The organism is Haloarcula rara (assembly GCF_029338235.1).
GTDB lineage: Archaea > Halobacteriota > Halobacteria > Halobacteriales > Haloarculaceae > Haloarcula > Haloarcula rara.
The window spans coordinates 1,107,547-1,130,885 of the sequence record NZ_CP119785.1 but is presented as its reverse complement, the minus strand read 5'-3'; the positions used below and the strand labels follow the sequence as shown (position 1 = coordinate 1,130,885).

General features: G+C 67.1%; 27 protein-coding genes and 1 pseudogene. 11 read left to right on the top strand and 17 right to left on the bottom strand.

The features are described from left to right. Positions 1 to 117: 117 nt before the first annotated feature. Positions 118 to 573, top strand: coding sequence for a ferritin-like domain-containing protein (locus P1K32_RS05925; protein WP_276251771.1), 456 nt, complete (start codon positions 118 to 120; stop codon positions 571 to 573). 97 nt (positions 574 to 670) lie between these two features. Beyond that, complete coding sequence (locus P1K32_RS05920; RefSeq protein ID WP_276251770.1) at positions 671 to 916, top strand: PRC-barrel domain containing protein; 246 nt, start codon at positions 671 to 673, stop codon at positions 914 to 916. Positions 917 to 991: 75 nt separating this feature from the next. Here P1K32_RS05920 and thiD read toward each other — a convergent pair. Then, positions 992 to 2,337: pseudogene (gene thiD / locus P1K32_RS05915) on the bottom strand (bifunctional hydroxymethylpyrimidine kinase/phosphomethylpyrimidine kinase). 198 nt (positions 2,338 to 2,535) lie between these two features. Here thiD and P1K32_RS05910 point away from each other — a divergent pair. Further along, the gene (locus tag P1K32_RS05910; RefSeq protein ID WP_276251769.1) at positions 2,536 to 2,700 is read left to right on the top strand and encodes a DUF7331 family protein; all 165 of its coding nucleotides are present in this window, start codon (positions 2,536 to 2,538) and stop codon (positions 2,698 to 2,700) included. Positions 2,701 to 2,923: 223 nt separating this feature from the next. Here P1K32_RS05910 and P1K32_RS05905 read toward each other — a convergent pair whose 3' ends face one another. Beyond that, a complete protein-coding gene (locus P1K32_RS05905) occupies positions 2,924 to 4,987 on the bottom strand; it encodes a CARDB domain-containing protein (protein ID WP_276251768.1) in 2,064 nt (687 codons plus the stop codon). 40 nt (positions 4,988 to 5,027) lie between these two features. Further along, positions 5,028 to 5,456: an arsenate-mycothiol transferase ArsC gene (locus P1K32_RS05900; RefSeq protein ID WP_276251767.1), complete on the bottom strand. Its 429-nt coding sequence runs from the start codon at positions 5,454 to 5,456 to the stop codon at positions 5,028 to 5,030. Positions 5,457 to 5,662: 206 nt separating this feature from the next. On the opposite strand from P1K32_RS05900, the gene mutS reads away from it, so the two are divergent. After that, positions 5,663 to 8,350: a DNA mismatch repair protein MutS gene (gene mutS / locus P1K32_RS05895; protein ID WP_276251766.1), complete on the top strand. Its 2,688-nt coding sequence runs from the start codon at positions 5,663 to 5,665 to the stop codon at positions 8,348 to 8,350. 105 nt (positions 8,351 to 8,455) lie between these two features. Here mutS and P1K32_RS05890 read toward each other — a convergent pair whose 3' ends face one another. Together P1K32_RS05890 and P1K32_RS05885 are read right to left on the bottom strand one after the other, a co-directional pair. After that, a complete protein-coding gene (locus tag P1K32_RS05890; RefSeq protein ID WP_276251765.1) occupies positions 8,456 to 8,899 on the bottom strand; it encodes a DUF7992 family protein in 444 nt (147 codons plus the stop codon). Positions 8,900 to 8,939: 40 nt separating this feature from the next. Further along, entirely contained in the window at positions 8,940 to 9,536 is a 597-nt protein-coding gene (locus P1K32_RS05885; RefSeq protein ID WP_276251764.1) for a class I SAM-dependent methyltransferase, read from the bottom strand. Between the two features lie 90 nt (positions 9,537 to 9,626). Between P1K32_RS05885 and P1K32_RS05880 the strand changes: the two genes are divergently transcribed. Continuing rightward, complete coding sequence (locus tag P1K32_RS05880) at positions 9,627 to 9,887, top strand: hypothetical protein (protein WP_276251763.1); 261 nt, start codon at positions 9,627 to 9,629, stop codon at positions 9,885 to 9,887. 13 nt (positions 9,888 to 9,900) lie between these two features. Here the strand turns inward: P1K32_RS05880 and P1K32_RS05875 are convergent, their stop codons facing one another. From P1K32_RS05875 to P1K32_RS05845, 7 genes are all read right to left on the bottom strand, one after another. Continuing rightward, positions 9,901 to 11,178: an RNA-guided endonuclease InsQ/TnpB family protein gene (locus P1K32_RS05875; protein WP_276251762.1), complete on the bottom strand. Its 1,278-nt coding sequence runs from the start codon at positions 11,176 to 11,178 to the stop codon at positions 9,901 to 9,903. Next, complete coding sequence (locus tag P1K32_RS05870) at positions 11,175 to 11,312, bottom strand: plasmid partition protein ParG (protein WP_379690901.1); 138 nt, start codon at positions 11,310 to 11,312, stop codon at positions 11,175 to 11,177. The genes P1K32_RS05875 and P1K32_RS05870 overlap by 4 nt, the downstream gene beginning before the upstream one ends. A 94-nt stretch (positions 11,313 to 11,406) precedes the next feature. After that, on the bottom strand, positions 11,407 to 11,898 hold the full coding sequence (locus P1K32_RS05865) for a hypothetical protein (protein WP_276251760.1): 492 nt from the start codon (positions 11,896 to 11,898) through the stop codon (positions 11,407 to 11,409). 52 nt (positions 11,899 to 11,950) lie between these two features. Next, complete coding sequence (locus P1K32_RS05860; protein ID WP_276251759.1) at positions 11,951 to 13,192, bottom strand: HAD family hydrolase; 1,242 nt, start codon at positions 13,190 to 13,192, stop codon at positions 11,951 to 11,953. A gap of 58 nt (positions 13,193 to 13,250) precedes the next feature. Further along, on the bottom strand, positions 13,251 to 13,553 hold the full coding sequence (locus P1K32_RS05855; protein ID WP_276251758.1) for a hypothetical protein: 303 nt from the start codon (positions 13,551 to 13,553) through the stop codon (positions 13,251 to 13,253). Continuing rightward, positions 13,553 to 13,771 (bottom strand): hypothetical protein, encoded by a 219-nt coding sequence (locus tag P1K32_RS05850; RefSeq protein ID WP_276251757.1) that lies wholly within the window; start codon positions 13,769 to 13,771, stop codon positions 13,553 to 13,555. Before P1K32_RS05850 ends, P1K32_RS05855 begins: the two co-directional genes overlap by 1 nt. Positions 13,772 to 14,058: 287 nt before the next feature. Continuing rightward, on the bottom strand, positions 14,059 to 14,211 hold the full coding sequence (locus P1K32_RS05845; protein ID WP_276251756.1) for a hypothetical protein: 153 nt from the start codon (positions 14,209 to 14,211) through the stop codon (positions 14,059 to 14,061). Between the two features lie 107 nt (positions 14,212 to 14,318). Here P1K32_RS05845 and mutL point away from each other — a divergent pair, with 107 nt between their 5' ends. The 4 genes from mutL (at position 14,319) to ygfZ (ending at position 19,902) form a co-directional block, all read left to right on the top strand. After that, entirely contained in the window at positions 14,319 to 16,406 is a 2,088-nt protein-coding gene (gene mutL / locus P1K32_RS05840; protein WP_276251755.1) for a DNA mismatch repair endonuclease MutL, read from the top strand. A gap of 139 nt (positions 16,407 to 16,545) precedes the next feature. Next, on the top strand, positions 16,546 to 17,484 hold the full coding sequence (locus tag P1K32_RS05835; protein ID WP_276251754.1) for a carbohydrate kinase family protein: 939 nt from the start codon (positions 16,546 to 16,548) through the stop codon (positions 17,482 to 17,484). Positions 17,485 to 17,540: 56 nt separating this feature from the next. Continuing rightward, complete coding sequence (locus tag P1K32_RS05830) at positions 17,541 to 18,770, top strand: carboxypeptidase-like regulatory domain-containing protein (protein WP_276251753.1); 1,230 nt, start codon at positions 17,541 to 17,543, stop codon at positions 18,768 to 18,770. Positions 18,771 to 18,816: 46 nt separating this feature from the next. Continuing rightward, entirely contained in the window at positions 18,817 to 19,902 is a 1,086-nt protein-coding gene (gene ygfZ, locus P1K32_RS05825; protein ID WP_276251752.1) for a CAF17-like 4Fe-4S cluster assembly/insertion protein YgfZ, read from the top strand. On the opposite strand, the gene P1K32_RS05820 is transcribed toward ygfZ, so the two are convergent. Together P1K32_RS05820 and P1K32_RS05815 are read right to left on the bottom strand one after the other, a co-directional pair. Next, complete coding sequence (locus P1K32_RS05820) at positions 19,893 to 20,300, bottom strand: hypothetical protein (protein ID WP_276251751.1); 408 nt, start codon at positions 20,298 to 20,300, stop codon at positions 19,893 to 19,895. The genes ygfZ and P1K32_RS05820 overlap by 10 nt on opposite strands. A 44-nt stretch (positions 20,301 to 20,344) precedes the next feature. Next, complete coding sequence (locus P1K32_RS05815) at positions 20,345 to 20,572, bottom strand: DUF7860 family protein (RefSeq protein ID WP_276251750.1); 228 nt, start codon at positions 20,570 to 20,572, stop codon at positions 20,345 to 20,347. Between the two features lie 82 nt (positions 20,573 to 20,654). On the opposite strand from P1K32_RS05815, the gene P1K32_RS05810 reads away from it, so the two are divergent. Continuing rightward, positions 20,655 to 20,894, top strand: coding sequence for a DUF8151 family protein (locus tag P1K32_RS05810; RefSeq protein WP_276251749.1), 240 nt, complete (start codon positions 20,655 to 20,657; stop codon positions 20,892 to 20,894). A gap of 1 nt (position 20,895) precedes the next feature. Here P1K32_RS05810 and P1K32_RS05805 read toward each other — a convergent pair whose 3' ends face one another. The 3 genes from P1K32_RS05805 to P1K32_RS05795 are packed head-to-tail and all read right to left on the bottom strand — an operon-like array spanning position 20,896 to position 22,891. Continuing rightward, positions 20,896 to 21,981 carry a geranylgeranyl reductase family protein gene (locus P1K32_RS05805; RefSeq protein ID WP_276251748.1) on the bottom strand — a complete coding sequence of 362 codons (1,086 nt, stop codon included), beginning with the start codon at positions 21,979 to 21,981 and terminating at the stop codon, positions 20,896 to 20,898. Between the two features lie 50 nt (positions 21,982 to 22,031). Continuing rightward, positions 22,032 to 22,451, bottom strand: coding sequence for a DUF5518 domain-containing protein (locus tag P1K32_RS05800; RefSeq protein WP_276251747.1), 420 nt, complete (start codon positions 22,449 to 22,451; stop codon positions 22,032 to 22,034). Between the two features lie 2 nt (positions 22,452 to 22,453). Continuing rightward, a complete protein-coding gene (locus P1K32_RS05795) occupies positions 22,454 to 22,891 on the bottom strand; it encodes a DUF5518 domain-containing protein (RefSeq protein WP_276251746.1) in 438 nt (145 codons plus the stop codon). Positions 22,892 to 23,004: 113 nt separating this feature from the next. On the opposite strand from P1K32_RS05795, the gene P1K32_RS05790 reads away from it, so the two are divergent. Next, positions 23,005 to 23,331: a hypothetical protein gene (locus P1K32_RS05790; protein ID WP_349682132.1), complete on the top strand. Its 327-nt coding sequence runs from the start codon at positions 23,005 to 23,007 to the stop codon at positions 23,329 to 23,331. Positions 23,332 to 23,339: the final 8 nt, after the last annotated feature.

Below are 23,339 nucleotides of genomic sequence, written 5' to 3'. Positions count from 1 at the left end.
GATAGTGATGCTTACCTGATATTACGGTCCTGGCGCCTGACATCGGGACGGCGTACGACTGCCCTACTATCCTCTCAGTTCCCGTGTATGTTTACGTGTGAGGAAACAAACAGGTGTATGGCGAGTGACCAGGTCATCGGACTGCTTCGCAAGGCGTACAGCGACGAGATTGAGACCGTCATGAACTACCAGACGAACGCGATCGTCCTCGACGGCGTCCGCGCCGAGGAAATAAAGGAGAGTCTCCAGACGGACATCCAAGAGGAGCTGGGCCACGCCGAGATGCTCGGCCAGCGCCTGAAACAGCTGGAGGCCCAGCCGCCCGGGTCGGCCGAGTTCGTCGCCCGGCAGGAGACGCTCCAGCCCCCCGAGGACTCGACTGACGTCATCTCCGTCATCGAAGGCGTCCTTGACGCCGAAAACGACGCTATCGAGACGTATCGTGACCTCGTCCATGCCGCCGAGGACGCCGACGACCCGGTCACCGAAGACCTGGCAGTGACAATCCTCGGCGACGAGGAGGCCCACCGAACGGAGTTCCGGGGCTTTCGCACCGAGTACCGAAGCGATTGAGATAGCTGCGGGCTGACAGGCATCCCCTCGGTAAGCCTTCCTGTCCCCCGATTGGACAGCTATAACAAATTCGCTGTCGGGCGAACCGTCGGGTGCAATGGCAAACACCCAACTCACGGAGAAAGACGAGGGGAAAAACGTAGTTAACGCTGATGGCGACGAAATCGGGGTCATCTCGGATTTCCGCGGGGGGCAGGCCTACGTCGACCCGGACCCCGGCATCACGGACAAAGTGATGTCGTCGCTGGGCTGGACAGACGCTGACGAGGAACACTACGCGCTCAACGAGGACCAGGTCGAACACGTGACAGACGACGAGGTCCGGCTCAGCTCGGGGCTGTAGCGCGCGACTCGGTCGCGCTTTTTTCCGTTCGAGTGAGTCTCCGACGCTGCTATCTCCACCTAGTGACCACCGGGCCTAGAGCTGCTGGACTGCGTTCAGCACCGTCTCGACCCGCTCGACGACCGTGGCGGCGCCGTCGGCAAGCACCACTACTTGCCCCGCCACGCCGACCGCGCCGGGGTCGACGACGGCGACCGGGACGTCGTCGCGCCCGTCGAGCGCCTGCTCGACCAGCGCTTCGGGCGTGGCCTCCGCCTCGCGCTCACCGTCGGCCACCGACGCGACCGGGCCCTCGAGGGCGTCCAGTGCGGTCCGGACGTCGTCGGACAGCCGGCAGGTGACCGCGAACCGACGCGAGGGGTCCCCTTCCCGCACCGCCAGCAGACTTCGGGCCAGTTCCGGCTCCGCGCCGAAGCGGACGCCGTGGTTCGGCCGCGGCCCGGCCATCGTCTGTGTGATGCGCCCGTCGACCGCGGCGACCTCGTCGGGACGCTCCGCGTGGGGGTCGCGCCCGCGACGGCCATCCCCGGCTCGGGGACCAGTGGGGCGAGCTTGAGCTCGGTCAGCGCCGCGGCGACGCTCTCGACGGCCTCGCTCGTCTCTTCGCGGGCGGCCCTGTCGCGCAGTTCGACCGTGTGCTGGACCGAACCCGGCCCCTCGCCGACGTCGAGGTTGTAGCGGACGGCGCGCGCGAGGAGGCCGATGCCGCTCGCGACCGCATCGTTCAGGTCGTCGCCGCGGGCCAGCCGGGTCGCGATGGCCGCCGAGAGCGTACAGCCCGAGCCGTGGGTCGCGTCGGTGTCGACCCGGTCGTGGCGATAGGTCCGCACGGCGTCGGCGGTCACCAGCACGTCCGCGATGTCGTCGCCGGCGACGTGCCCGCCCTTGACCAGGGCGGCGTCGGCGCCCATCGCCACGAGGTCCCGCCCCGCCGCGGCCGCGTCCTCGGGGCCGTCGATGGCCCGGCCCGTCAGCACTTCGGCCTCGTCGGCGTTGGGCGTGACCGCTGCCGCCTCGGCGATGAGGGCCTCGTAGGCGTCCTCGGCCTCGGCGGCCAGCAGGCGGTCGCCCGACGTCGCCACCATCACCGGGTCGACGACCAGGTTCGGGAGGTCGGCTGCGCGCTCGGCGACGAGCTCGATGACCTCGCTGGTGGCGAGCATCCCGGTCTTGACCGCCGCGACGTCGAAGTCCTCGCGGACGGCCCGTATCTGGGCCGCGATGTCGTCGGTCGGCAGGAGGTGGCTCCCCTGCACGCCGGTCGTGTTCTGTGCCGTGACGCTCGTGATAGCGCTGGTACCGAAGGCCCCGCCGGCCTCGATGGTCTTCAGGTCGGCCTGGATGCCGGCCCCGCCCCCCGAGTCGCTCCCCGCGATGGTGAGCACGACCGGCGGCGTTACCGGTGACTCCGTCCGTTGCATAGCCGGGCGGTCGGCGGGCGGCCCCAAAGCAGTGCCGACTCCGCCATCGTCGTCGTAAAGCCGTACGTACCCGTCGCCGAAACGAATACTTCCGGTGAGAAACCGGCAATGTGCGTACCATCCTAGTATGCTAATAATACTTCATACGACACCTGGGAAAGGCTTATACGGTAGAACTGCCCAACCATCACCTGCACAATGGCATCGGCCCCCAGTAATACGCAGCAAGCAGACGAGCGGTACGGCGCTTTCACGACCGGCGACGGCGACGTTGTCGTCTACGACACGGACAACCCCGAGGCGTGGCTCCAGTCGGACTACGCCGTCGAAGTAGGCCCCGCTTCCGAGCGGACAAGCGCCTAGTTCTCCGCCGCTCCGAACCGAGTCCCGACGATACGCCCTCGAAGTTAATGGTCACCGACAGTTTTTCAGTGACCACCCGCTAATGCGGCCGGAGGTCACCACGCGTGTCACACCACGACTTTCCCGAGGACGACGAGCGCGAGCGCGCGCCCGCCCCCGAGCGCATCATCGACCGAATAATCAACGGCCGTCTCGCACGGTGACGAGGACGGCCACCCCGTTTTTATCGCCGACGCGCCAGCAGCGCCAGCAGGGCCGCGACCACGGCCAGGCCGGCGGTAAAGCCCGGCCCGCTGCCGTCGCTCGTCGCCGGACTGTCGGTCGCGGTCGGTTCGACGACGGTCACCGCGACCGGGTCGGCGGCCCCCGCACCGAGCCGCACCGTCCCGGCCGTCGGCAACTCGACGCTGGCCGACAGCTCGGTCGTGTTGCCCGGGGCCAGCGTCACCGCCCGCTGTGTCACCGACTCGTCGTCACGGGTGAACGCGACGGTGCCATTTGCCGGGACCGCCGCGTCGTTGCCCACCGTCGCCGTGACGGTCGCACGCTGGCCCACCTGGAACTGCTCGCGGTCCACGCTGACCGCGCTGACGGTCGGCTCGGCGGGCTCCTCGACGACGACCGTCACCGTCTCCTCGCCCACGCCGACGGTGTACTCCCCGGCCCGCTCGAAGGTGTGGCTCAGCCGGACTGTCCGCTCGCTTTCGGGGGACAGTTCGCCCGCGGCCGACGAGACGACGCGCCCGTCGACAGTCAGCGTGGCGTTGTAGGGTCCCACCTCGCCGCCGTTGTTGCTGACGACGGCGTCGACCGTCAGCGTCTCCCCGGTCGCCAGCCGCACTGGCGTCGCCGACACTGTGTCGTTCCGGTAGGGGCCGCTGGCCCGGTAGCCGTCGGCGTCCGCCGGGAGCGCGTAGCTAATCCGGGCCGGGACCACCCCGAACAGCTCCGTGTGCGTCCGCTGGTCCCACATCGAGAGGGGGTCGCTGGTCTCGGTTATCCCCGTGGCTATCGCCCGCGAGTCGGCGCCGCCCGTCTCCTCGACGATGCCGAGAAAGTCGGACTGTGTCACGGGCCCGTCTCTGGCGTTCATCTGGCGTATCACCCGCTGGAGCGTCGCAGACTGGTTCGTCTGTTCCCGGAGCGTCAGGTCGAGCCGTCCGGCACCAAGCGCTCCCTTGATGTAGTTGGCGTTGGCCGTCCACGTCGACGGTGACGACAGCACGACGTCGTCGTACGTCGAGCGCTCGCCCCGGGCGAGTTCCCGGCGGAACTGCTCGAAGTCGATGCGCTCCTGTTCGAGTGTCAGCGCGGCGGCGTAGTACTGGGCTGTCGCCTCGGTGAGCCAGCGCGTCTCGGCCGTGGTCCGGAAGGACTGGCGCGAGTGGACGTACTCGTGGAGCCAGACGTTGGCCGGTTCGTCCAGCCGCTCGAAGTCCCGCACCCAGAACTCCGACTCGCCGGTGGCCAGTCCCCGAACCCCCCACTCCAGTCGGTCGGTCGGCGCCGCGAACCCGGTGACCGTCTCGTCGCGGTCACCGATTCGCAGGGACTGTGACGCGTTGGTCAGCGAGTCCAGGATGGCCTCGGGGGATTCGTCCAGGTCCGCCGCCTCGGGGACTACAAGTCGGAACGTCTGGCCGTTCTGGGTCCGCTCGGCGGTCGAGACCTCCCCGAGGAAGACGATGCGGTCACCGACTGCCCCCGGCCCATCGGTCTCCGACCGGCGTTCGAACCCCGGCTGGGACCCGGTGTAACTGTATCTGCTGCTCGCTCGGAACTGCCGTATCAGCGCCCACTCGCCGGCATCAGCGAAGACGTACCGGCCGTCGGCCGCCTCGGGCCCGGTCTTGCTGGTCGTCTCGTTTGGCTTGTACGTGAGCGTGATGCTGGCTCGCTCCGTCGACTCGTCCCACTCGTAGCGCGTCGAGTTGACCCGGTCGAATCCGTCCGTGCTGGTGACGCTCCCGTCGTCGACGAGTCGCGTCTCCAGCGAGCGCACATCGTCGGGGAGCTCGTAGGTAAGCGTTACCCGCACCGACCCCGGCTCCTCGGGCGTCAGCGCGTATCGGCTCGTCCGAACGATGGCGTCGTCGCTCGCTGTCCCGTCGGCGGCCGAAAGCGAGGCGTTCGTCGACGACCCGGCCGACTCGACGGCCGGCCCGGACGCGTCGGTCGACCGCGATGTGTCCGTTACCGGGCCGCTCGCGACGGCGGTGCCTCCCATCGACACGACGAGAAGAACGGTGAGTCCCACGGCGACCCACCTGCGGTCCGCGCTTCGCATTAGGAACCGCTTACGGGTCGGGCGTCATATATCTGGTTGCCTACGCGGTCTCCAGTCGCCGTTCGATGTCGTCGAAGACGGCGGCGACGCGCTCGCGGATGTCGTCGCGAATCTCGCGAACCGCATCGAGATCCTGCCCGTCCGGGTCCGAAAGCGCCCAGTCCCGGACCTCGACGTCGGCGTCTAACTCGAGCGTCGAACAGCCCATCGTGACCACGAGGTCGCAGGCTTCGAGCTCCTCGGTCGAGACCGCCCGCGGGGTACGCTCCGAGAGGTCGACGTCGAGTTCCCGCATAATCTCGACGACTTCCTCGTGGACGTGGTCGGCGGGGTCCGTGCCACCGGTGACGACCTCGACGTGGTCGCCGAGGGCTCGCTCTGTGACCTCCTGCTCGGCGAACGCGGTGGACATCTGGGAGCGGCCTGCATTTTGTACGCAGACGAATGCGACGCGGAAGGAGTCTGTCATTGGCGTCTCTGGTCGACCTTCCACGACCGCGCAAATGGTGTTTTCGGTGTGCTTGCGTCTCTATACCGCTATGTAGTGCTATGTGCCAGCTGTCAGTGTACGCAGTCGGATAGCCCGGGTCGGACCGGCCACACCGTCTGACTTCGATACCGCTCGTCCAGTCGCCACCCGCAATCCTTACGCCGGGGACGACCACACGGGTGAGTATGACAGAGGCGACGGGTATCGTCGGGGAGTTCCTCGCGCTCAAGGAGGAGACCGACGCCGACATTCTCGCGATGCAGTGCGGTGACTTCTACGAGTTCTTCGCCGACGACGCCGAGCTGGTGGCCGACGAGCTGGACCTGAAGGTGAGCCAGAAGTCCTCCCACGGCTCGAAGTATCCGATGGCCGGCGTCCCCGTGGACGACCTGACCCCCTACGTCTCCGCGCTGGTCGAACGGGGCTATCGGGTCGCCGTCGCCGACCAGCACGAGACGGCCGACGGTCACGCCCGCGAGATAACCCGCGTGGTCACCCCGGGAACGCATCTGGCGACCGGCGACGCCAGCGCCCAGCATCTCGCCGCCGTCGTTCGCCACGACGGGGGACGGGGCGCAGATGGAGAGACGTACGGCCTCGCGGTGGCCGACGTGACGACGGGCCGGTTTCAGGTCACCCAGCTGGACGACGCCGACGTGAGCGCGGTGCTGACCGAGCTGTACACGTTTTCGCCCGCCGAAGTCCTGCCGGGCCCCGAGCTCAGAAACGACGACGACTTTCTCGCCCAGCTTGACGAGCGCTCCGAGGCCGCCGTGTCGCTGCACGCGACGGAGTCGTTCGCGCCGGGACGGGCCCGCCACCGGGTCCGCGAGCAGTTCGGCGCCGAGACCCTCGAGAGCGTAGGTATCGCCGACGACGACGCGGCCATCGCGGCCGCCGGCGCGGTCCTCTCGTACGTCGAGGAGACCGGCGTCGGGACGCTGGCGGCGGTGACCCGCCTGCAGGCCTACGGCGCCCGCGAGCACGTCTCGCTCGACGCGACCACCCAGCGCAACCTCGAACTCACCGAGACGATGCAGGGCGACAGTTCGGGGTCGCTCTTTGCGACCGTCGACCACACCGTCACCGCCGCGGGCGGCCGGCTGCTGAAACGGTGGCTCCAGCGTCCCCGACGCGAGCGGGGCGAACTCGTCCGGCGCCAGTCCGCGGTCGCGGCGCTGACCCGCGAGGCGATGGCCCGCGAGGCGATTCGGGAGACCCTCGCCGACGGTTACGACCTCGAACGGCTCGCGGCCCGCGCGACCTCCGGCAGCGCCGACGCCCGGGACCTGCGTGCGATAGAGGACACGCTCGGCCTGCTCTCGGCGGTCGCCGACGCCGTCGCCGAGACCGAGCGGCTGGCCGACTCGCCCCTCGCGGACGTGCTGGCGACCGTGGACCGCGAGGGGGCGGCCGACCTCGCCGCGGAACTCGACACCGCTCTCGTTCCCGACCCGCCCGGCACCGTCACCCAGGGCGGGCTCTTCAGCCGGGGGTACGACGACGACCTCGACGACCTCATCGAGGAACACGAGGCGGCCCTGGAGTGGCTGGAGACCCTCCCCGACCGGGAGAAAGAACGGACGGGTATCACCCACCTCTCGGTCGACCGCAACAAGACCGACGGCTACTACATCCAGGTCGGGAAAAGCGAGACCGACCAGGCCCCCGACGCCTACGAGGAGATAAAGACGCTCAAGAACTCGAAACGCTACACCATCCCCGAACTCGACGAGCGCGAGCGGGACGTGCTTCGACTGGAGGAGCGACGCCACGAGATGGAGCACGACCTGTTCGAGCGCCTGCGCGAGCGGGTCGCCGCCCACGCGGCGCTGTTGCAGGACGTGGGCCGGGCGCTGGCGGAGGTCGACGCGCTGGCCTCGCTTGCGGTCCACGCCGTCGAGAACGACTGGACCCGGCCCGAGCTGACCGACGACGGCCGCCTCGACATCGAGGCCGGCCGCCACCCCGTCGTCGAGCAGACCACCGAGTTCGTTCCCAACGACCTCGAAATGCGCCCCGACGAGCGGGATTTCCTCGTCGTCACCGGGCCCAACATGAGCGGGAAATCGACCTATATGCGCCAGAACGCACTCATCACGCTGCTTGCCCAGACGGGAAGTTTCGTCCCGGCCCGGTCGGCGACGGTGGGACTGGTCGACGGCATCTACACGCGCGTGGGCGCGCTTGACGAACTCGCGCAGGGACGCTCGACGTTCATGGTCGAGATGCAGGAGCTCTCGAACATCCTCCACTCGGCGACCGAGGACTCACTGATAATCTTGGACGAGGTCGGCCGCGGGACCGCGACGTTCGACGGCATCTCTATCGCGTGGGCCGCCGTCGAGTACATCTCGACGCGGATACACGCCAAGACCCTCTTTGCGACACATTACCACGAACTGACGTCACTCGGGGAGTCGCTCCCGAACGTGCAGAACGTCCACGTCGCGGCCGACGAGCGCGACGGCGACGTCACCTTCATGCGGACTGTCCGCGAGGGACCGACCAACCGGTCCTACGGCGTCCACGTCGCCGACCTGGCCGGCGTCCCCGAACCGGTCGTCGACCGCTCGCGGGAGGTACTGGACCGACTGCGCGACGACAAAGCCATCGAGGTCCGGGGGGCCGAAAGCGGCGACGAGGGGACGACACAGGCCGTCTTCGACCTCTCGTCGGGACAGTTCAGCGGCGCCAGCGCGGACGGGGGCGACGAGACCGACCAGGTCGCGACGGACGGCGCCGCCGACCAGCTCGACCCGTCGACCGAGGACGTCCTCGAGGAACTCAGCGACCTCGACGTCAACGAGACGCCGCCCGTCGAGCTGATGGCGAAAGTAAAGCAGTGGCAGGACAACCTGGACGAGGCGTGACACACACCGGGTCCCCCGTCGGGAACGGTGTGGGCGTCGAGTACGACAGACCGGCGGTCGCGAGGCTGTGCGGTCCGCTCTCCACGTTGTCTGCTCGAGGTCTCGCTACTCCTCGACGACGAAACGCACTCGCCCGTCCTCCCGGACGAGGTACGCCTCGGACAGCGTCTCCGAGACGTGTTCGCCCAGTGATTTCAGCTCTGCGTCGACGAGGTCGTGCTCGCTTTCCTGTAGCGCCTCGCGGGCGTCGTCGGACAGGGTCGGAGCGTGGTACTCGACCGCCTCGCTGGCGGGGTCCCAGAAGAAGTCGAGGCCGTCGACGAGGCCGTGGCGCTGGAGGAGCCGGAACTCGCTCTCTTCGAGTTCCGTCTGGGCCGCCCACGCCTCGAACCCGTCGACCCACGCGCCCGCGGAAAGCGCCGATTCGATATCGTCCCGATGGTAGTCGTCGCTGGCGTCGGTTTCGGGTGGTTCGACGTCGTTGTACCCCGTACCGGGTGCGCCCTCGGACTGGGTGGGCGGGTCGGGGACTGACACTTCGAGCGTCATGCAGAAGTGTTGGTTTCCTAACTGTATATGCGCTTGGGCGTCACCCGAGCCGGGCGAACGCGAACTCCGTCGAACTTCCAAGCGGGTCGTCGGCCGTCGCGGTCCAGACATCCTCGAAGCCGGCGGCCTCTAGCTGTTCGAGCGTGGCCCGGCGCCCGGGCGCCGAGAAGAACATCGAGCCGCCCATCCACCCGCGGCGGACGGTCTCGAAGTCGCCGCTTGGCAAGGTCATGAGGACGACGCCGCCGGGGCCCAGTACGCGGGCGAACTCCCGGTACACCTCGGGATGGCGCTCCCGGGGGACGTGGAACACGGCGTGGTAGGCGGTAATACCGTCGACGCTCTCGTCGGCCACCGGGAGGGCGGTCATATCGCCCTGGACCAGCCGGGCGTCGGGGACGGTGTCGGCCGCCAGTTCCAGCCCGCGCTGGGAGAAGTCCAGCCCGACCGCGCCAGCGGGGAGGTTCGCCAGCGTGCGGGCGCCGTCGCCACAGCCCACGTCCAGGACGGTGGGCGACTGGGGCAGCTCCGCCAGCAGGTCGTCGATGAGGGCGGCGTCAGAACCGTCGGGGTCCCGGCGGGCCGCGTAGGTCTCGGCCACGTCGTCCCAGGCGCGGCGGACGTCGTTTCTGTCCATACGCGGGCTAGGGGCGCTCGCCGTATCAGTTGTGGGGAACACTCACACGTCGGACGGAACGCTTGTGTCGCTGCACTCCTGGGACCCGGTATGGACAGCGACCACCGGGCTGTCGCCGTCGGCACACTGGCCGACCGCGAGTACGAGCGAGCCGGCGACGCCTACACCCGGGCCGCCTGGGACCGACTGGCAGCGCCCCGCGATGGGTTATCGCCCTTCGACGCCGATGGTCCCGCGGTAGCTACTCCAGGACCGACCGGGGCCGTTTCAGGTGAACCGCCTCGTATTCAGGTGGTTCGAGACGCAGAGCATCTCGTGGCACGGAAATTGGAGATTTCCGTACGATTCTGAGGCTTCCCGTGGTTTAGTCGGACACTCCCACCTGACCATCGGCTTGATAGCCTCGGGCGGTCGAGTGGGTCACGGCCGGGGCGTCCACGGCCCCCGATGCTTGCCGTCGCACCTTCCGAACAACGGGAAGGCTGTTGAGAGCAGGCACATTCCAATCCTGATGCTTCTCGATGCCTTTTACGGCGATGTTGACGCTTGCACTATGGTCGCTGTGGTCTTGATGGGAACACGATCGGCACTTGAACCGCTTCTTGTTTCGATTCGCTCGCTCCGTATGCCCACACATCGGACACCGCTGACTCGTATACTCAGGGTTAATCCATCCAGTCGGGATTCCCTCGAACGATGCTTTATACGATGTATAGAATTGGAGGGCACGGAAGGGAAGGTGATGCAAGCGACGGTTCATCCGGGCGCCATAGTTGATACTGTCGCGCATCTCTTTGAGGTCTTCAAAGACAATACACGGCTTCTCGAACTGGTGGCTCCACTCTACGATATGACGGGATACTTTATGTAGTCGGTCACGGACGAACCGTTCCTCACGCGCTTCAAGCGTGTCGTGAATACTGTCTTTCCCCGCGTTCTGCACGCGCTTCCGTATCGTGAAGTAGCGGTGACGCTCGAACTTGATTTCGGGGAAGTCGATGACCAACGAGTTCTCGACGCCATCCTCGGAAAGTGCGGTGAGAGCCACGTTGTCCTCGTTCACGTCGACGCCGATGACCGTCCGTGAGTTCTCCTTGCCTCGAACGACCCGCTCGGTGTTGGTGACGGTGACGTGTAACTCTGCGTTGTTGTCGTGGAACAGGGCTTCTGCCGTCCCAATCTTCCACTCGTCACTCGTCAGCGCGGTCCGGAGAACGTCGAGGTGAGCGTCACTTCCTTCGAGGACACCTTTGACGTGCCTATACGGTTTCGCGCTGATGCGGAACGCCACGTCGCCGTCGTCGGTGAGCGATAGGTTGTACCCCTCCTCGTAGTTCGCACGGAGCGGATACGCGCCGTCCTTGGTGTGGCTCGGCTGGCCGAAGTCGTCGTACTCGTAGTAGTTCTCCACCGCGCCGAGTGCCTTCGCAACGACGCGCTGTGTCGTGTTCTTCACGAGATTGGCGTCGTCGGCCACGCGGTCGGGAATAACGTCCCAATCCACTCCTTGCTTGGCGAGTCGGATGGATTCGTTGTACACCGACCGGGCTTCCAACGTGGCGTCGTACAGTAGGCTCTCGTTGTCACTCTGGACGTCAAGTTGGAAATCCAGGGTTTTGACGAGATCCCGTTTGTCTGTCATTCTTCGGATTCGTTGAGCCAGTCTTTAACGAGTTCACGCACTACATCAGACTTGGTTCTCTCGGCATCGATGCACTGTTTTGAGAATTCTTTGTATACGTCGTCCTCGAAGTCCACAGTCAGTCGTGTCGTCATCTCACATATATACTTAGATACTGCAATACTTAAATTTGGTCCCTGTCAAGTCTGTATGGGTAAAAAGGTCGAATTACACGGCATCGAATGCTAGCTACCTGCTCCGCCTGTACACATCCTGGTCGACGACGCGCTGGAACACCGTATAGAGCGTCTCGACGGCGCCCTCGTCGGGCGAGAACTGGATGTGTGGCGCCACGTGGTAGGCCTTGCAGCTCGTCAGGAAGAAATACAGTGTGCGGAAGTGGGCCGGCGTCACGTCGACGACGCCCAGCCGCTCACTGCCGAGGTCCTCGGCGAACTCCGAGAGCATGGTCGCGATGTCGTCGTGGAGCCGCTCGTCGGGCCGTTCGAGGGTCGTCCCGACCGTCTGCTCGAGAAACTCACTGGTGGCCCGCAGGAACGGGTTCGAGTCGATACCCGTCGGGTCGACGGCGGCGAACCGCTCGTAGAGGTCCAGCAGCGAGTCGAGTTCGGCCGCGGTCACGGCGACCGGGCGGACGGGCTCGCCCTGGGGCAGTGCGTAGTCGGGAAAGGAGTAGGCACTGGGGTCGGGGACCTGCCCGAAGACGTTGTCGAGGCTCATATCCCTACTAGGCTCGGGTAGCGTCTAACTGTTGGGGCGAACCCGTCGCTGGCTACGCGTCGGTACACCCCGCCAGCAGTTCCATCCCGTAGACAATCTTGAGGACAGTGCTGGCTTCGCCCGCAGTATAGACCAGCTCGTCCCGCTCGTTGACGTGGTCGAGGACGCCCTCGGAGGCGTGTTCCGGTGCGGCAGCGATGCCGCAGTCGGCGTCGGCGAGCCACTCCATCACCCGCAGGTCGCTCTTGGAGTCGCCCATCGCCAGCGCGAAGGGGTCCTCGATGCCAAGCACGTCCAGTGCCGCCCTGACACCGGTCGGTTTGTCCAGTTCGAGACTGACCAGTTCTGCGGCGTCACCCTCGTAGTACCCCACGTCGATGCGTTCTAGGGCGTCGGTGAACGGGTCGGGGGCCCCGTCGAGGTCGGCGTCGTACGCGAGGTCGCCGTCCTCGAACACCGCGGCGATTTCGGGGTCTCTCGCGAAGTAGGTGCGAGCGAGCCGTTCGGGCTCGGCCACGTCGGTGTCGACGGCAGCGGCGAGACAGTCGCCGACGAGCCCACAGAAGTAGCGGACGGCCTCGTCGATGACCGCGACGGCGGCGTCGCTGCCGACCTCGGCGTTGGGTTTGATGGTGACGTTGAACTCGTTGCCCTGCAGGTGACAGCCCCGCCGGACGCTGTCCGGGGCGGCAGAGAGCACGCGGCCGCGGACGTCGTCGAACGTCTCGACGACGACCGGGTCCAGCCCCTCGTACAGCAGCCGCTTGGTGTCGGCGCCGTGGTTCGGCGTGAACGCGGCGTTGCCCGTCTCGTAGACGATGCTCATCTCTCCCGAGCCGACGATGTCGTTGCCGAGTCCCTGAATCATGAAACCCTTGACATTTTCCAGGGTCTGGCCGGTGCAGACGACGATGGGTATCCCGCGTTCGTGGAACTCCGTCAGCAGATGCAGCGTCGGCCGGGGAATCTCGTTGTCGGTGTCGCCGGCCGACCGGAGCGTCTCGTCGACGTCCAGCACGAGGACGTTCACCGTCCGGTCGTACTTCGAGTACAGGTCGAGCGCGGTGAAGGCCTCCTCACGCGTCAGGTGCGAGGCGAGTTCGGCGTAGGGGTCGGGGAACTGTTCGGCGATGGTCGTCTTCCGCTCGTCCAGTTCCGTCTTCGCGTCTTCCCACTGCTCCAGTGCGACGGTCGACCGCAGGGCCGGAAAGAGGTCGACGAGTTCCTGATAGGCTCGCACCGTCTCCGTGTCCACCGTCTCGTACAGCCGGTAGAGGCGGTCGTGCTGTTCCATGGATACTGGCCCGGTCTCCGCGAGCGTACTTGATACCTCGGGGCACGGCCCCACTCGGTCAGTTCTCGACCGGGCGGACGACGAGCCGGCCGAACTCGGTGAGCGGACCCGCCGAGGTTCCAGCGCCGTCCGGCGACCCGCCGTGGAACACCCGGGCGCTGTCGCTCTCGACGACGAGCCAGTATCTGCCACCGCCCGGCCCCCGTATCTTCACTCGCCAGTCCTCGTCGTCCCGGCTGATACCGGTGACCCTCGACGGCGCGTCCTGGCGCCGTTTACTGGTCGTCGCCCACCATATCTGGTCCCCGAGTTCGAGCTGTCCCAGAAACGCGCGTATCTCCCGCAGCGACCGGTCGCTCATCAGTGGCGCTCCAGTCGGTGGCCGCAGTCCTCACACCGGAACACACGGACGGTAGTCCCGTGGACGCCCTCCTCGTAGAAGCCGCCCATCCCGGCAGCCAGCTGGTCGGCCAGCTGGCCGTCCGTCATCGTCGTCGGGTCCGGCTCGAAGAGCTGCCGGACCGCCCGAACCTGGGTCAGTTCGCCGCCGCACTCGCCGCAACTATCGTCTGGTTGCATACCACCCCTACGCCCCACCATTATATGTATATTTCCACAAAATAGCCGAATTATATGAAATAATGGCAGTTTTGGGCCAAAAATCGGGCGGAAAAGCCGGTGCGAAACACGGCCTGGATTCCGGCCCGTCCGAGGGGCCGGTTTCGAGGCCGAACCCGCCGCGAAAAATCGGCCGTTTTCTGGCTCACTGTTTCGAGGACACTCGCTCCGTTCGCGTCCTCGCTACTGCTCCGCGGCTCACTACGTTCACCGCGTCGCTTCGAGGCGTCTCTCCGTTCGACGCCTCGCTACTCCCCACCGTCGGTCAACACCGAAACCTCCTCGTCCGCTTCGTTGAGGAACTCCGGCAGTTCCTCCCCGTCAGCCTCGTCGGCTGTCTCCTCGCGCTCCATCGTCCATTCGGGCATTTCCTCGGGGATATCGCCTCTGTGGTGACACATATTGGCTCACCGTTTTCCCCTAGGGACTACAGTGTGTTAATTATTGACACTAACGGGCCGCGCTGGGACAGTCTCAAGTCGGCCGGCCCGCTACCGGTCACAAGAGCATGGGGGAGACGCCAGGAGATATCCAGCAACTCGACGAGCGGACCGTCGAGCGCATCGCCGCCGGCGAGGTCGTCGAGCGGCCGGCCTCGGTCGTGAAGGAACTGGTCGAAAACGCCATCGACGCCGACGCCTCGCGGGTCACGGTCAGCGTCGCGGACGGCGGCCGCGAGGGCATCCGCGTCACCGACGACGGCGTCGGGATGGGACGGGACGCCGTCCAGCGCGCCGTCGAGCAACACACCACCTCCAAGATTCGGAACATCGAGGACCTGGAGGGCGGCGTCGGAACGCTTGGCTTTCGCGGTGAGGCGCTGCACGCCATCGGCGCGGTGTCGAGGCTGACAATCACCACGCGCCCGCGTGGCGGCGAGGCAGGCACCGAACTCGTCGTCGAGGGCGGCGAGGTCACCGCTGTGAGTCCGGCCGGCTGTCCCGAGGGGACGACCATCGAAATCGAGGACCTCTTTTATAACGTCCCCGCCCGGCGGAAGTACCTCAAACAGGCCTCGACGGAGTTCGCCCACGTCAACACTATCGTCACGAGCTACGCGCTTGCCAACCCCGACGTGGCCGTCTCACTCGAACACGACGGTCGCGAGACGTTCGCTACTACGGGGCAGGGTGACCTGCGAGAGACGGTGATGTCCGTCTACGGCCGTGAAGTGGCCGAATCTATGATAGCAGTCGATGGTGAGGACTTACCGGACGGCCCGCTTTCCGGCGTCACCGGGCTGGTGTCCCATCCCGAGACCACCCGCGCGGGCCGGGAGTACCTCTCGACGTACGTCAACGGCCGCTACGTCCGGGCCAAGACCGCCCACGATGCCGTCGTCGACGCCTACGGCACCCAGATTGCGCCGGACCGCTACCCCTTCGCCGTCCTGTTCATGGACGTGCCAGCAGGTGACGTGGACGTGAACGTCCATCCGCGCAAGATGGAAGTGCGATTCGTCGACGACGAGGGCGTCCACGAGCAGGTCCGAACTGCCGTCGCGGACGCCCTCATGGAGGAGGGACTGTTGCGCTCGACCGCGCCACGGGGCCGGTCCCAGCCCGAACAGACCGAGATAACGCCCGAACGGGCTGGGACCGATTCGAGTGTGAGTGAGTCGACGACGGGCGATTCGGCGACCGGAGATTCGACGACGAGCGACGTAGACGGCGGTTCATCTACCACGCGACACAACGAGTCGATGTCCTCGGACGACGAGCGCCCTGCGGCCGACGCAGCGTCGACCACACCGGAACCAGCCGACGCAGCGTCGACCCCGGACACCACCGCTTCGGGTCGAACGACGGAATCGTCGGCGTGGGAGTCGTCTCCCAGCGGGTCGCAGTCGGCATCGGAGAGTGAGCTGTCGGCGACCGACACGTCGCCCGCGAGCGATGCTACCGCGTCGGCGGACCCGGACCGGAAGTTCTCTGGCGGCCACGACCAGACACATCTGGGTGAGGCACCCGAGACAGCCCACGACACGCTGCCAGCGATGCGGATACTCGGCCAGTTGCACGACACTTACGTCGTCGCCGAGACCGACGACGGGCTCGTGCTGATAGACCAGCACGCTGCCGACGAGCGGGTCAACTACGAGCGGCTCAAGCGGGATTTCGAGGGCGAGACGACGACGCAGGCCCTGGCCGAGCCGGTCGAACTGGAGCTCACGGCCCGCGAGGCCGCCGTCTTCGCCGACCGCAGCGACGCGCTGGCGAGTCTGGGCTTCCACACCGCCCGCACCGGCGAGCGAACCGTCGAGGTGCGGACGCTGCCGGGCGTCATCGCCGACGCCGCCGGTCCCGACATCGTCCGCGACGTCCTGAGTGCCTTTGTCGGCGGGGAGAGCGAGGCCGCGACCACCGTCGAGGCGGCCGCCGACGAACTGCTGGGCGACCTCGCCTGTTACCCGTCGGTCACCGGTAACACCTCGCTGACCGAGGGGTCGGTCCGGGACTTGCTCGCGGCGCTTGACGACTGTGACAACCCCTACGCCTGTCCCCACGGCCGGCCGACGGTCATCGAGGTCGACTTCGACGAACTGGAGGACCGGTTCGAGCGGGATTACCCGGGGCACACTGGTCGGCGAAAGTGAGAGCGCAGCCACGCTGCTGACGGGAGACTGTGGCCGGTGCGAGCCGTCGCGCGATTCAGTTTCGCGTCACCGGCAAGGTGTGGTAAACGAGTCCCACACAGCCGGATGAACTAAACCCCTGTCTGTCCATGGGTGGGACATGTCTATCGTTTCGTTCGGTGATACGGCGCTTCGCTTCGCAACGCAGGAGGGCGAACGGTTCGAGACTGCCCGCGAGGTGAGGTTGCACGTCGACGGGGTATCCAGCAACGCGGCCGCTATCGCCAGCCGGCTGGGCGCCGAGGCCGTCTGGCTCTCGAAGCTCGCCGACACGCCGCTGGGGCGGCGAGCTGTCGCCGAGCTCCACGAACACGGACTCGAGACCGAGGTGACCTGGGCCGCCCCCGAGGCCGGTCGACACGGGCTGAAGTTCCACGAGAGTGGGACCCCGCCCCGCGAGTCGCGCCTCTTTCAGGACCGGGCCGACACGGCGCTGGCGACCGTGTCACCGGGCGACTTCCCGGTCGGTCGCGTCCAGGAGGCCGACGCGGTCTTCACGACGGGATCGATGGCGGCGCTGTCCGAGAACGCCGCCGAGACCGCCGGTGCCCTGCTTCGTTCGGCCCCCGGGCTGCGGGCGATGGACCTGGATTTCTACCCTGGCATCTGGAGCGGACAGACGGCCCACGACACCCTCGAAGACCTCTTCGACCCGGTCGAACTGCTGTTTGCCAGCGAGGACGGGGCCCAGGCCGTCTTCGACCGGACGGGGTCGCCCCGCGAGCTGGTCCACACCATCGCCAGCGACTACGATTTCTCTCACGTCGTCCTCACCCGGAACGAGTACGGGGTCGTCGGCTACCACGACGGCGTCCTCCACGAACAGGACGCCTTCGAGACCGAGGCGACCGACAGCGCCGGCCAGCACGCCGCGCTGGTCGGCGCCGTCCTCCAGCAGCTCACCGACGGGGCGTCGACCGACACTGCCCTGTCTCACGGCGCGGCGGCCGCGGCGCTGGCACGGACGATGACTGGGCCGCTCCCCCCCATCGAACCGGCCGACGTCGAGGCACTCGTCCAGTCGGCATCGAACCGGTGATAACTGTCGGCGTAGCTGGGCCATACTTTAAGTCCGTACGTTGTTACCACCCAGATATGGGTTCGACACGAGTTTCAGTCGGTCTCTGTATCGTGATGCTCGCCGGGGTGGTTGCTGTCCTCCCGGCGGCCGTCACTGCACAACAGGACCCGGTGGTCATCACCGCGACCATCGTCAATCAGGACGGCCAGTCAGTCGGCGGTGGCGTCGACGTGACGGCAACCTGGGACGGCGGCTCGACGAACGAGACCACGCTGTCCGACGGGCGGGTTCGATTCGAAGCCCCCCGCGGTGCGAACGTTTCGATACGTGTCGACGACGAGCAGTACATCCGGAACAACGCCTACGACATCCGCGACGCGACCGAGCAGTCGGTCGAGGTGCCCGTTTCCGAGTCGGGCACCGCGACGGTGACGGTGCGTAACACGGACAACGAGACCGTCGAAGACGCCCGCGTCCTGCTATATCGTGGCGGGGACGGCTTTGTCACCGACCAGCGGACCGGTGCCGACGGAACTGTCACGACGCCGGCCGTCGAGCACGGCGAGTACCGCCTCGACATCTACAAGAACGGGTACTTCGACAACCGAACCCGCGTCACTGTCGGAGACCAGACCGACATCGACCGCACCATCGAACAGGGTGAAGTGTTGCTCACCGTCAAGGTGGCCGACGACTACTTCGAACAGCCCCGACCGCTCGATGCAGCCGTCGAGATTCCGAGCGCAGGGACCCTCCAGACTGGCTCGGACGGCGATGCGACCACCTCGGTACCGGTCAACACCAACTACGACATCGTCGTGACCAAGGACAGCTACGACCGGACCACACAGACAGTCAAGGTCAAGCAGAGCGACGTCACCGAGACTATCTCCATCGACCGCACAGACAATCTCACTATCTCGGCCCAGGACCGGGTGCTCCTGGGTAATTCGATAACCCTGGAGGTCACCGACGAGTACGACGACCCCGTCTCCGGTGCGACGGTATCCCAGAACGGGCAGCAGGTCGGCACGACTGACGACGACGGCGAGCTCGAGATTGACACCGAGTCGGCCGGACCGGTGACCTTCACCGTCGACGACGGCGAGGTCCAGCAGGAGGTCACTGTCACGGTCGTCGAGGAAGCGGCGGAACTGACCGGAACGCCGGTGGCCACGTCCACCCCGACTGCCACCGACACTGAACCGACCGAGACCTCCGGCGGTCTCGGGCCCGGCTTCACGCCCGTGACGCTTGTCGCCGCGCTCGCCTTGCTCTCGCTGGTCGCCTACCGGCGCCGCTAACTGCGAGAGCGGGACGTTTTTTGCCGCGAGGCTCCCATCCGTTCGCATGACTGTTATCGAGGGCGTCCACGCCGACCACGGTGCGACCTTCCGCGAGGTCGGCGGTCGCCGCGTCGTCGCCCACTACGGCCGGCCCGAGCGGACCCACCGGGCGGTCCGCAACGTCGTCGGCGTCTGTGAGTTCGGCTACGGCGTCCTCGTCGTCACCGGCGAGGACCGCGTCGACTACGTCGACAACGCCGTCTCGAACCGCGTGCCTGCGGAAGACGGTGAGGGGACGTATGCACTCTTGCTCGACCCGCAGGGCCGCGTCGAGACGGATATGTACGTTTACAACGCCGGCGAACGGCTGCTCGTCTTCACCCCGCCACAGGAAGCCACGGCGCTGGCCGAGGACTGGCAGGCAAAGACGTTCATCCAGGACGTCGAGATTCGCGTCGCCACGGACGACTTCGCGGTCTTCGGCGTGCACGGCCCGAAAGCGACCGAGAAGATAGCGAGCGTGCTCCACCAGGCGTCCTCGCCCGAGCCCGCCCTCTCGTTTAATCGCGGCGAGCTCGGCGACGCCGGCGTCTCGGTCATCCGGACCGACAACCTCGCCGGCGAGGAGAGCTACGACGTGGTGTGTGGCGCCGACGACGCCGAACGCGTCTTCGATACGCTCGTCAACCGCGGGCTCAACGCCGTCCCCTTCGGCTATCGCACGTGGGAGACGCTCACGCTGGAAGCTGGTTCGCCGCTGTTCGATACGGAAATCGACGGCGCGCTCCCGAACGACCTCGGCCTGCGGACGGCGCTTGACTTCGAGAAAGGCTGTTACGTCGGCCAGGAGGTCGTCTCCCGGGTCGAGAACCAGGGCTATCCCAACTCGCGCGTCGTCGGGCTGACCGTCGACGCCCTGCCCGACCCCGGAGCGGCCGTCTCCGTGGGCGACGAGCACGTCGGCGAGGTGACCCGCGCCGTCGAGAGCCCCACCGTCGAGGCTCCCATCGCGATGGCGACCCTCGATTGGGACTACCCCGACGGCGACCTCACGGTCAGTGTCGACGGCGCGGACGTCCCGGCCGAGCGCCACGAGCTCCCCTTCGTGGACGGCTCTGCCGTCTCGGCGCGCCTGCCCCGTTACGAGTAGCCGATAGAGTCGCCCTCTTCACCGTCCGTCGTCTCTCCTGAACTGAAGAACCCCTCGACGGCAACGAGTGCGGTGTACGCCGAGAACGCCGCGAGACACATCCCACCGAACTGCGTGAGCGCGGTCAGCGGGGCGCCGACGATGTCGTACTGCAGCGGCGCGACGATGAGCCACAGGCCAAGCACGGTGGCCATCATCCCCGCTGCGAAGCTCGGGCGGCCGTGCTCGCGGATGGTCAGGAAGTTCTTACCGGCGAAGACGGCCCCGACGACGGCCGAGAGCGTCACGCTCCCGCGGATACCCGGCTGGGCGTCCAGGGCCAGCGGCGCGACGAAGGCGATCAGACAGCCAACCAGTGCGACGACACCCGAGGCGACGGTGAAACGACTCGCGTCCATATGCTTTGGTAGCACTGCACAGGCTAAACACGTTCGGCGGTCGCTCACTCGATAAGGGGGAGGACGATGCCGAACACGAGCGGCGAGAACAGCGCCAGCAGAATGCCGATGGCCTCCATATCGACAAGCAGTGTGTTCACCAGCGCGGGGAGTGTCCCGAGGAGCGCGTGGCCGCCGACCTCGCCGACGACGCCGACCGCAAAGAGCGCGACGCCGAGCAGGAAGCCGCGTTTCGCGAGCGTTGCGTGGTCCATACCGCGGTACTGGCTCATACTCCGTCTCCAGACGACGGTCCATGAAACCAGTTACGCTTCGGCCGGAAGGCCTATATCGGCCGTTGGTCTAAAGCCGCCGATGAACGGCCTTGGCTCGCTGACGGAACTGCTATCGCTCCTGTTGACCGCTGCGGCGGCCGGCGTGCTGACGGTCGTCGGCGCGCTCACGGAGAACGCCGGCATCGCGGACCTGCTGGCGGAGCCGTCGGTCTTTGCGCTCTGGGAACTCGGGATGGGACTCCTCCTGCTGTACACCGGCATCTACATGCTCGGGTACAGAGAGGTGTGGCTCGAGATTCAGGCGCGGCTCGCGAGCTGAGCTACGACCGCGACAGCAGCGCCTTCAACTGTTCACGCGAAAAGAGCGTCGACGGGCGGTCCATGTGGACGCCGATTTCCCCCTCGAACGCTTTCATACCGACTTTCTGGACTGTTTTCGGCACGGAATAGCCCGCCCGCACGGCGTGGCCCAGGCGGATGTCGCCGCGCAGGTCGTCGCGCCATGCCCGCTCGTAGTCGCCCAGCGTCGCGGGGTCCTCGGGGTCGATCTCGCGAGCGGCGTGGTCCGCGGCGGTCATGCCATAGAGGATACCGCCGCCGGTGAACGGCTTGGTCTGGGCGGCGGCGTCGCCGATGAGGAAGGCCCGGGAGCCAGTGACACGTTTCGGCGGACCGATGGGGATGAGGCCCGAACAGCGCCGGGTCACGTCGGCGTCGTAGCCGGCGACGAAGGCCTCGAAGCGCTCGCGGGCGTCGTCGCCCGGCGGCACCGCCAGCCCGTACTCGACGCCGGCCTCGCCGCGCGGGATGCGCCAGGCGAAAAAGGTCGGGACGGTGAGGTGGACGTCGACGAAGTCCTGGTGGTCGGGCGTCTCGTCGAAGCCCAGCACCCCGTGGAGCAACTCACCGGGTTCGGGGAGCCCGAGTTCCCGGCGGACGCGGCTCTTGGGGCCGTCACAGCCGGCCACGAGTTTCGCGCGGTGGGTCTCGACCTCGCCGTCGGGGCCGCGGGCGTCGACGGTGACGTGGTCCCGGTGTTCCGCGACGGCGACGACGGTGTGGTGCTCGCGCAGGTCGGCGCCGGCGTCGCGGGCCAGCTCCGCGAGGTGTCTGTCCAGCCCCACGCGGTCGATGACGTTCGAGATGACCTCGTCCTTGTAGAAGGGGTGGTCGTCGCTCCCGGGGCCGCCGGTGTGGAAGCGCGCCCCGCTGATTTCGTTCTGGAACAGCTCCTCGCGGGCGTCCTCGGTGTACTCCCAGAGGTCGGTGCTGACGTGGCCCGAACACGCCAGTGGCTCGCCCACCTCGCCCTGCTCGAAGACGAGCACGTCCAGTCCGGACTCGGCGGCCCGGCGGGCGTACCGCGAGCCGGCGGGGCCGGCCCCGACGACGACGACATCGTGCATACCCGGTGCGTGGGTGTCAGAGGCCAAATACCTTCTCGATTCGGACGGGTTCAGTCCGCGGCGTGGCCCCGGCGCTCGGCCAGCCAGCCGCCGAGTCGCGCGCCGAAGGCGCCGATGAGTCCGCCGACGACCAGCAGCACCGCTGTCATCACCGCTGTGACGCCCAGCGCAATCACCTGTCCCTCGGCGTCCGCTCCGTCGGCGGTTCGGAGCGGTTCGGTCGCGACCAGCAGCAGCACCGGGAGCCAGCCGATGAGCCCGGCACGGAACCCCACGGGACCGCTCGGCGAGCCGATGCGTCCGGCGAGGTAGCCGGCCACCAGCCCGCCGACGGCGGCGCCCGTGACCGAGAGCAAACCCCTCGATAGCCAGGCGCTGACGGCGGCGACGCCCAGCGCACAGACCCCGCCGAGAAGGCTGTACGGTCCCGTTTCGGGGTCCGGTCGCAGGATGGTGACAGCCCGGGCCATGGTTAGCTCACCTCGACGGGTTGTTCCGGGTGTCCATTCACTTCGGCCAGCCAGCCACCGAGCCGACCACCGACGGCACCGGCCAGGCCACCCAGGGCCAGGAAGATAGGGAACAACATGGCGACGAGCAGTGCTATCTCCGCGACGACGCCGGGGTCGACAGGTTGACCGAGCACGTGCCCGAACTCATCGTAGAACCACTGGAGCCCCGGTAGCACACCGAGTACGCCGGCATCGAAACCGACGGGTGTGCCGTCACCCTCGCGGCGCTTGACGAGATAGCCGGCCAGCAGCCCGCCCCAGAACACCGGCCACAGCGACACGCCCACGTCGGCCTGTGAGTAGCTCGTGGCGGTAAACGGTACCGCGGCGAGCCCGCCCAGCAGTGCGTACTGCCGTTCCGGGGAGCCGGCCGGTGGAATCGACCTGATGGAGGGCACCGTTGAAGTGACTGGGACCTGGCAGCGCATAACTTTTCTCTGACACGAGCCGTTCGTACGGCCCCGACCGAGTGGCCGGATTAGATATAACGGGCCACGCCAAACGAGGCGGTATGGCAGAGTACCAGCCCGGCGTCTGCAACATCGGCGCCGAGCAGCGCCGCGCCCGGCGGCTGTCGGGCATCGGGTCGTTCGGTCTCGCCGCCGCAATCGTGCTCGCGGTCGCGCTCGACGTGCTCCCGGCGAGTGCGCTGTGGGCGAGTGCACCGTTCGTCTTCGGCGGCTGGGTCGGGCTCGTCCAGGACTACTACGGCTTCTGTGTGGCATTCGGCGCGCTGCCCGCTACGACCTCTCGGGGTCGGGCGGGTCGACGGGGGCGGTCGCCGAGACCGAGGCCGTCGCCGCGGACCGCAAGCGGGCGCTACAGATTCTGGTCGTAGCGGCGGGC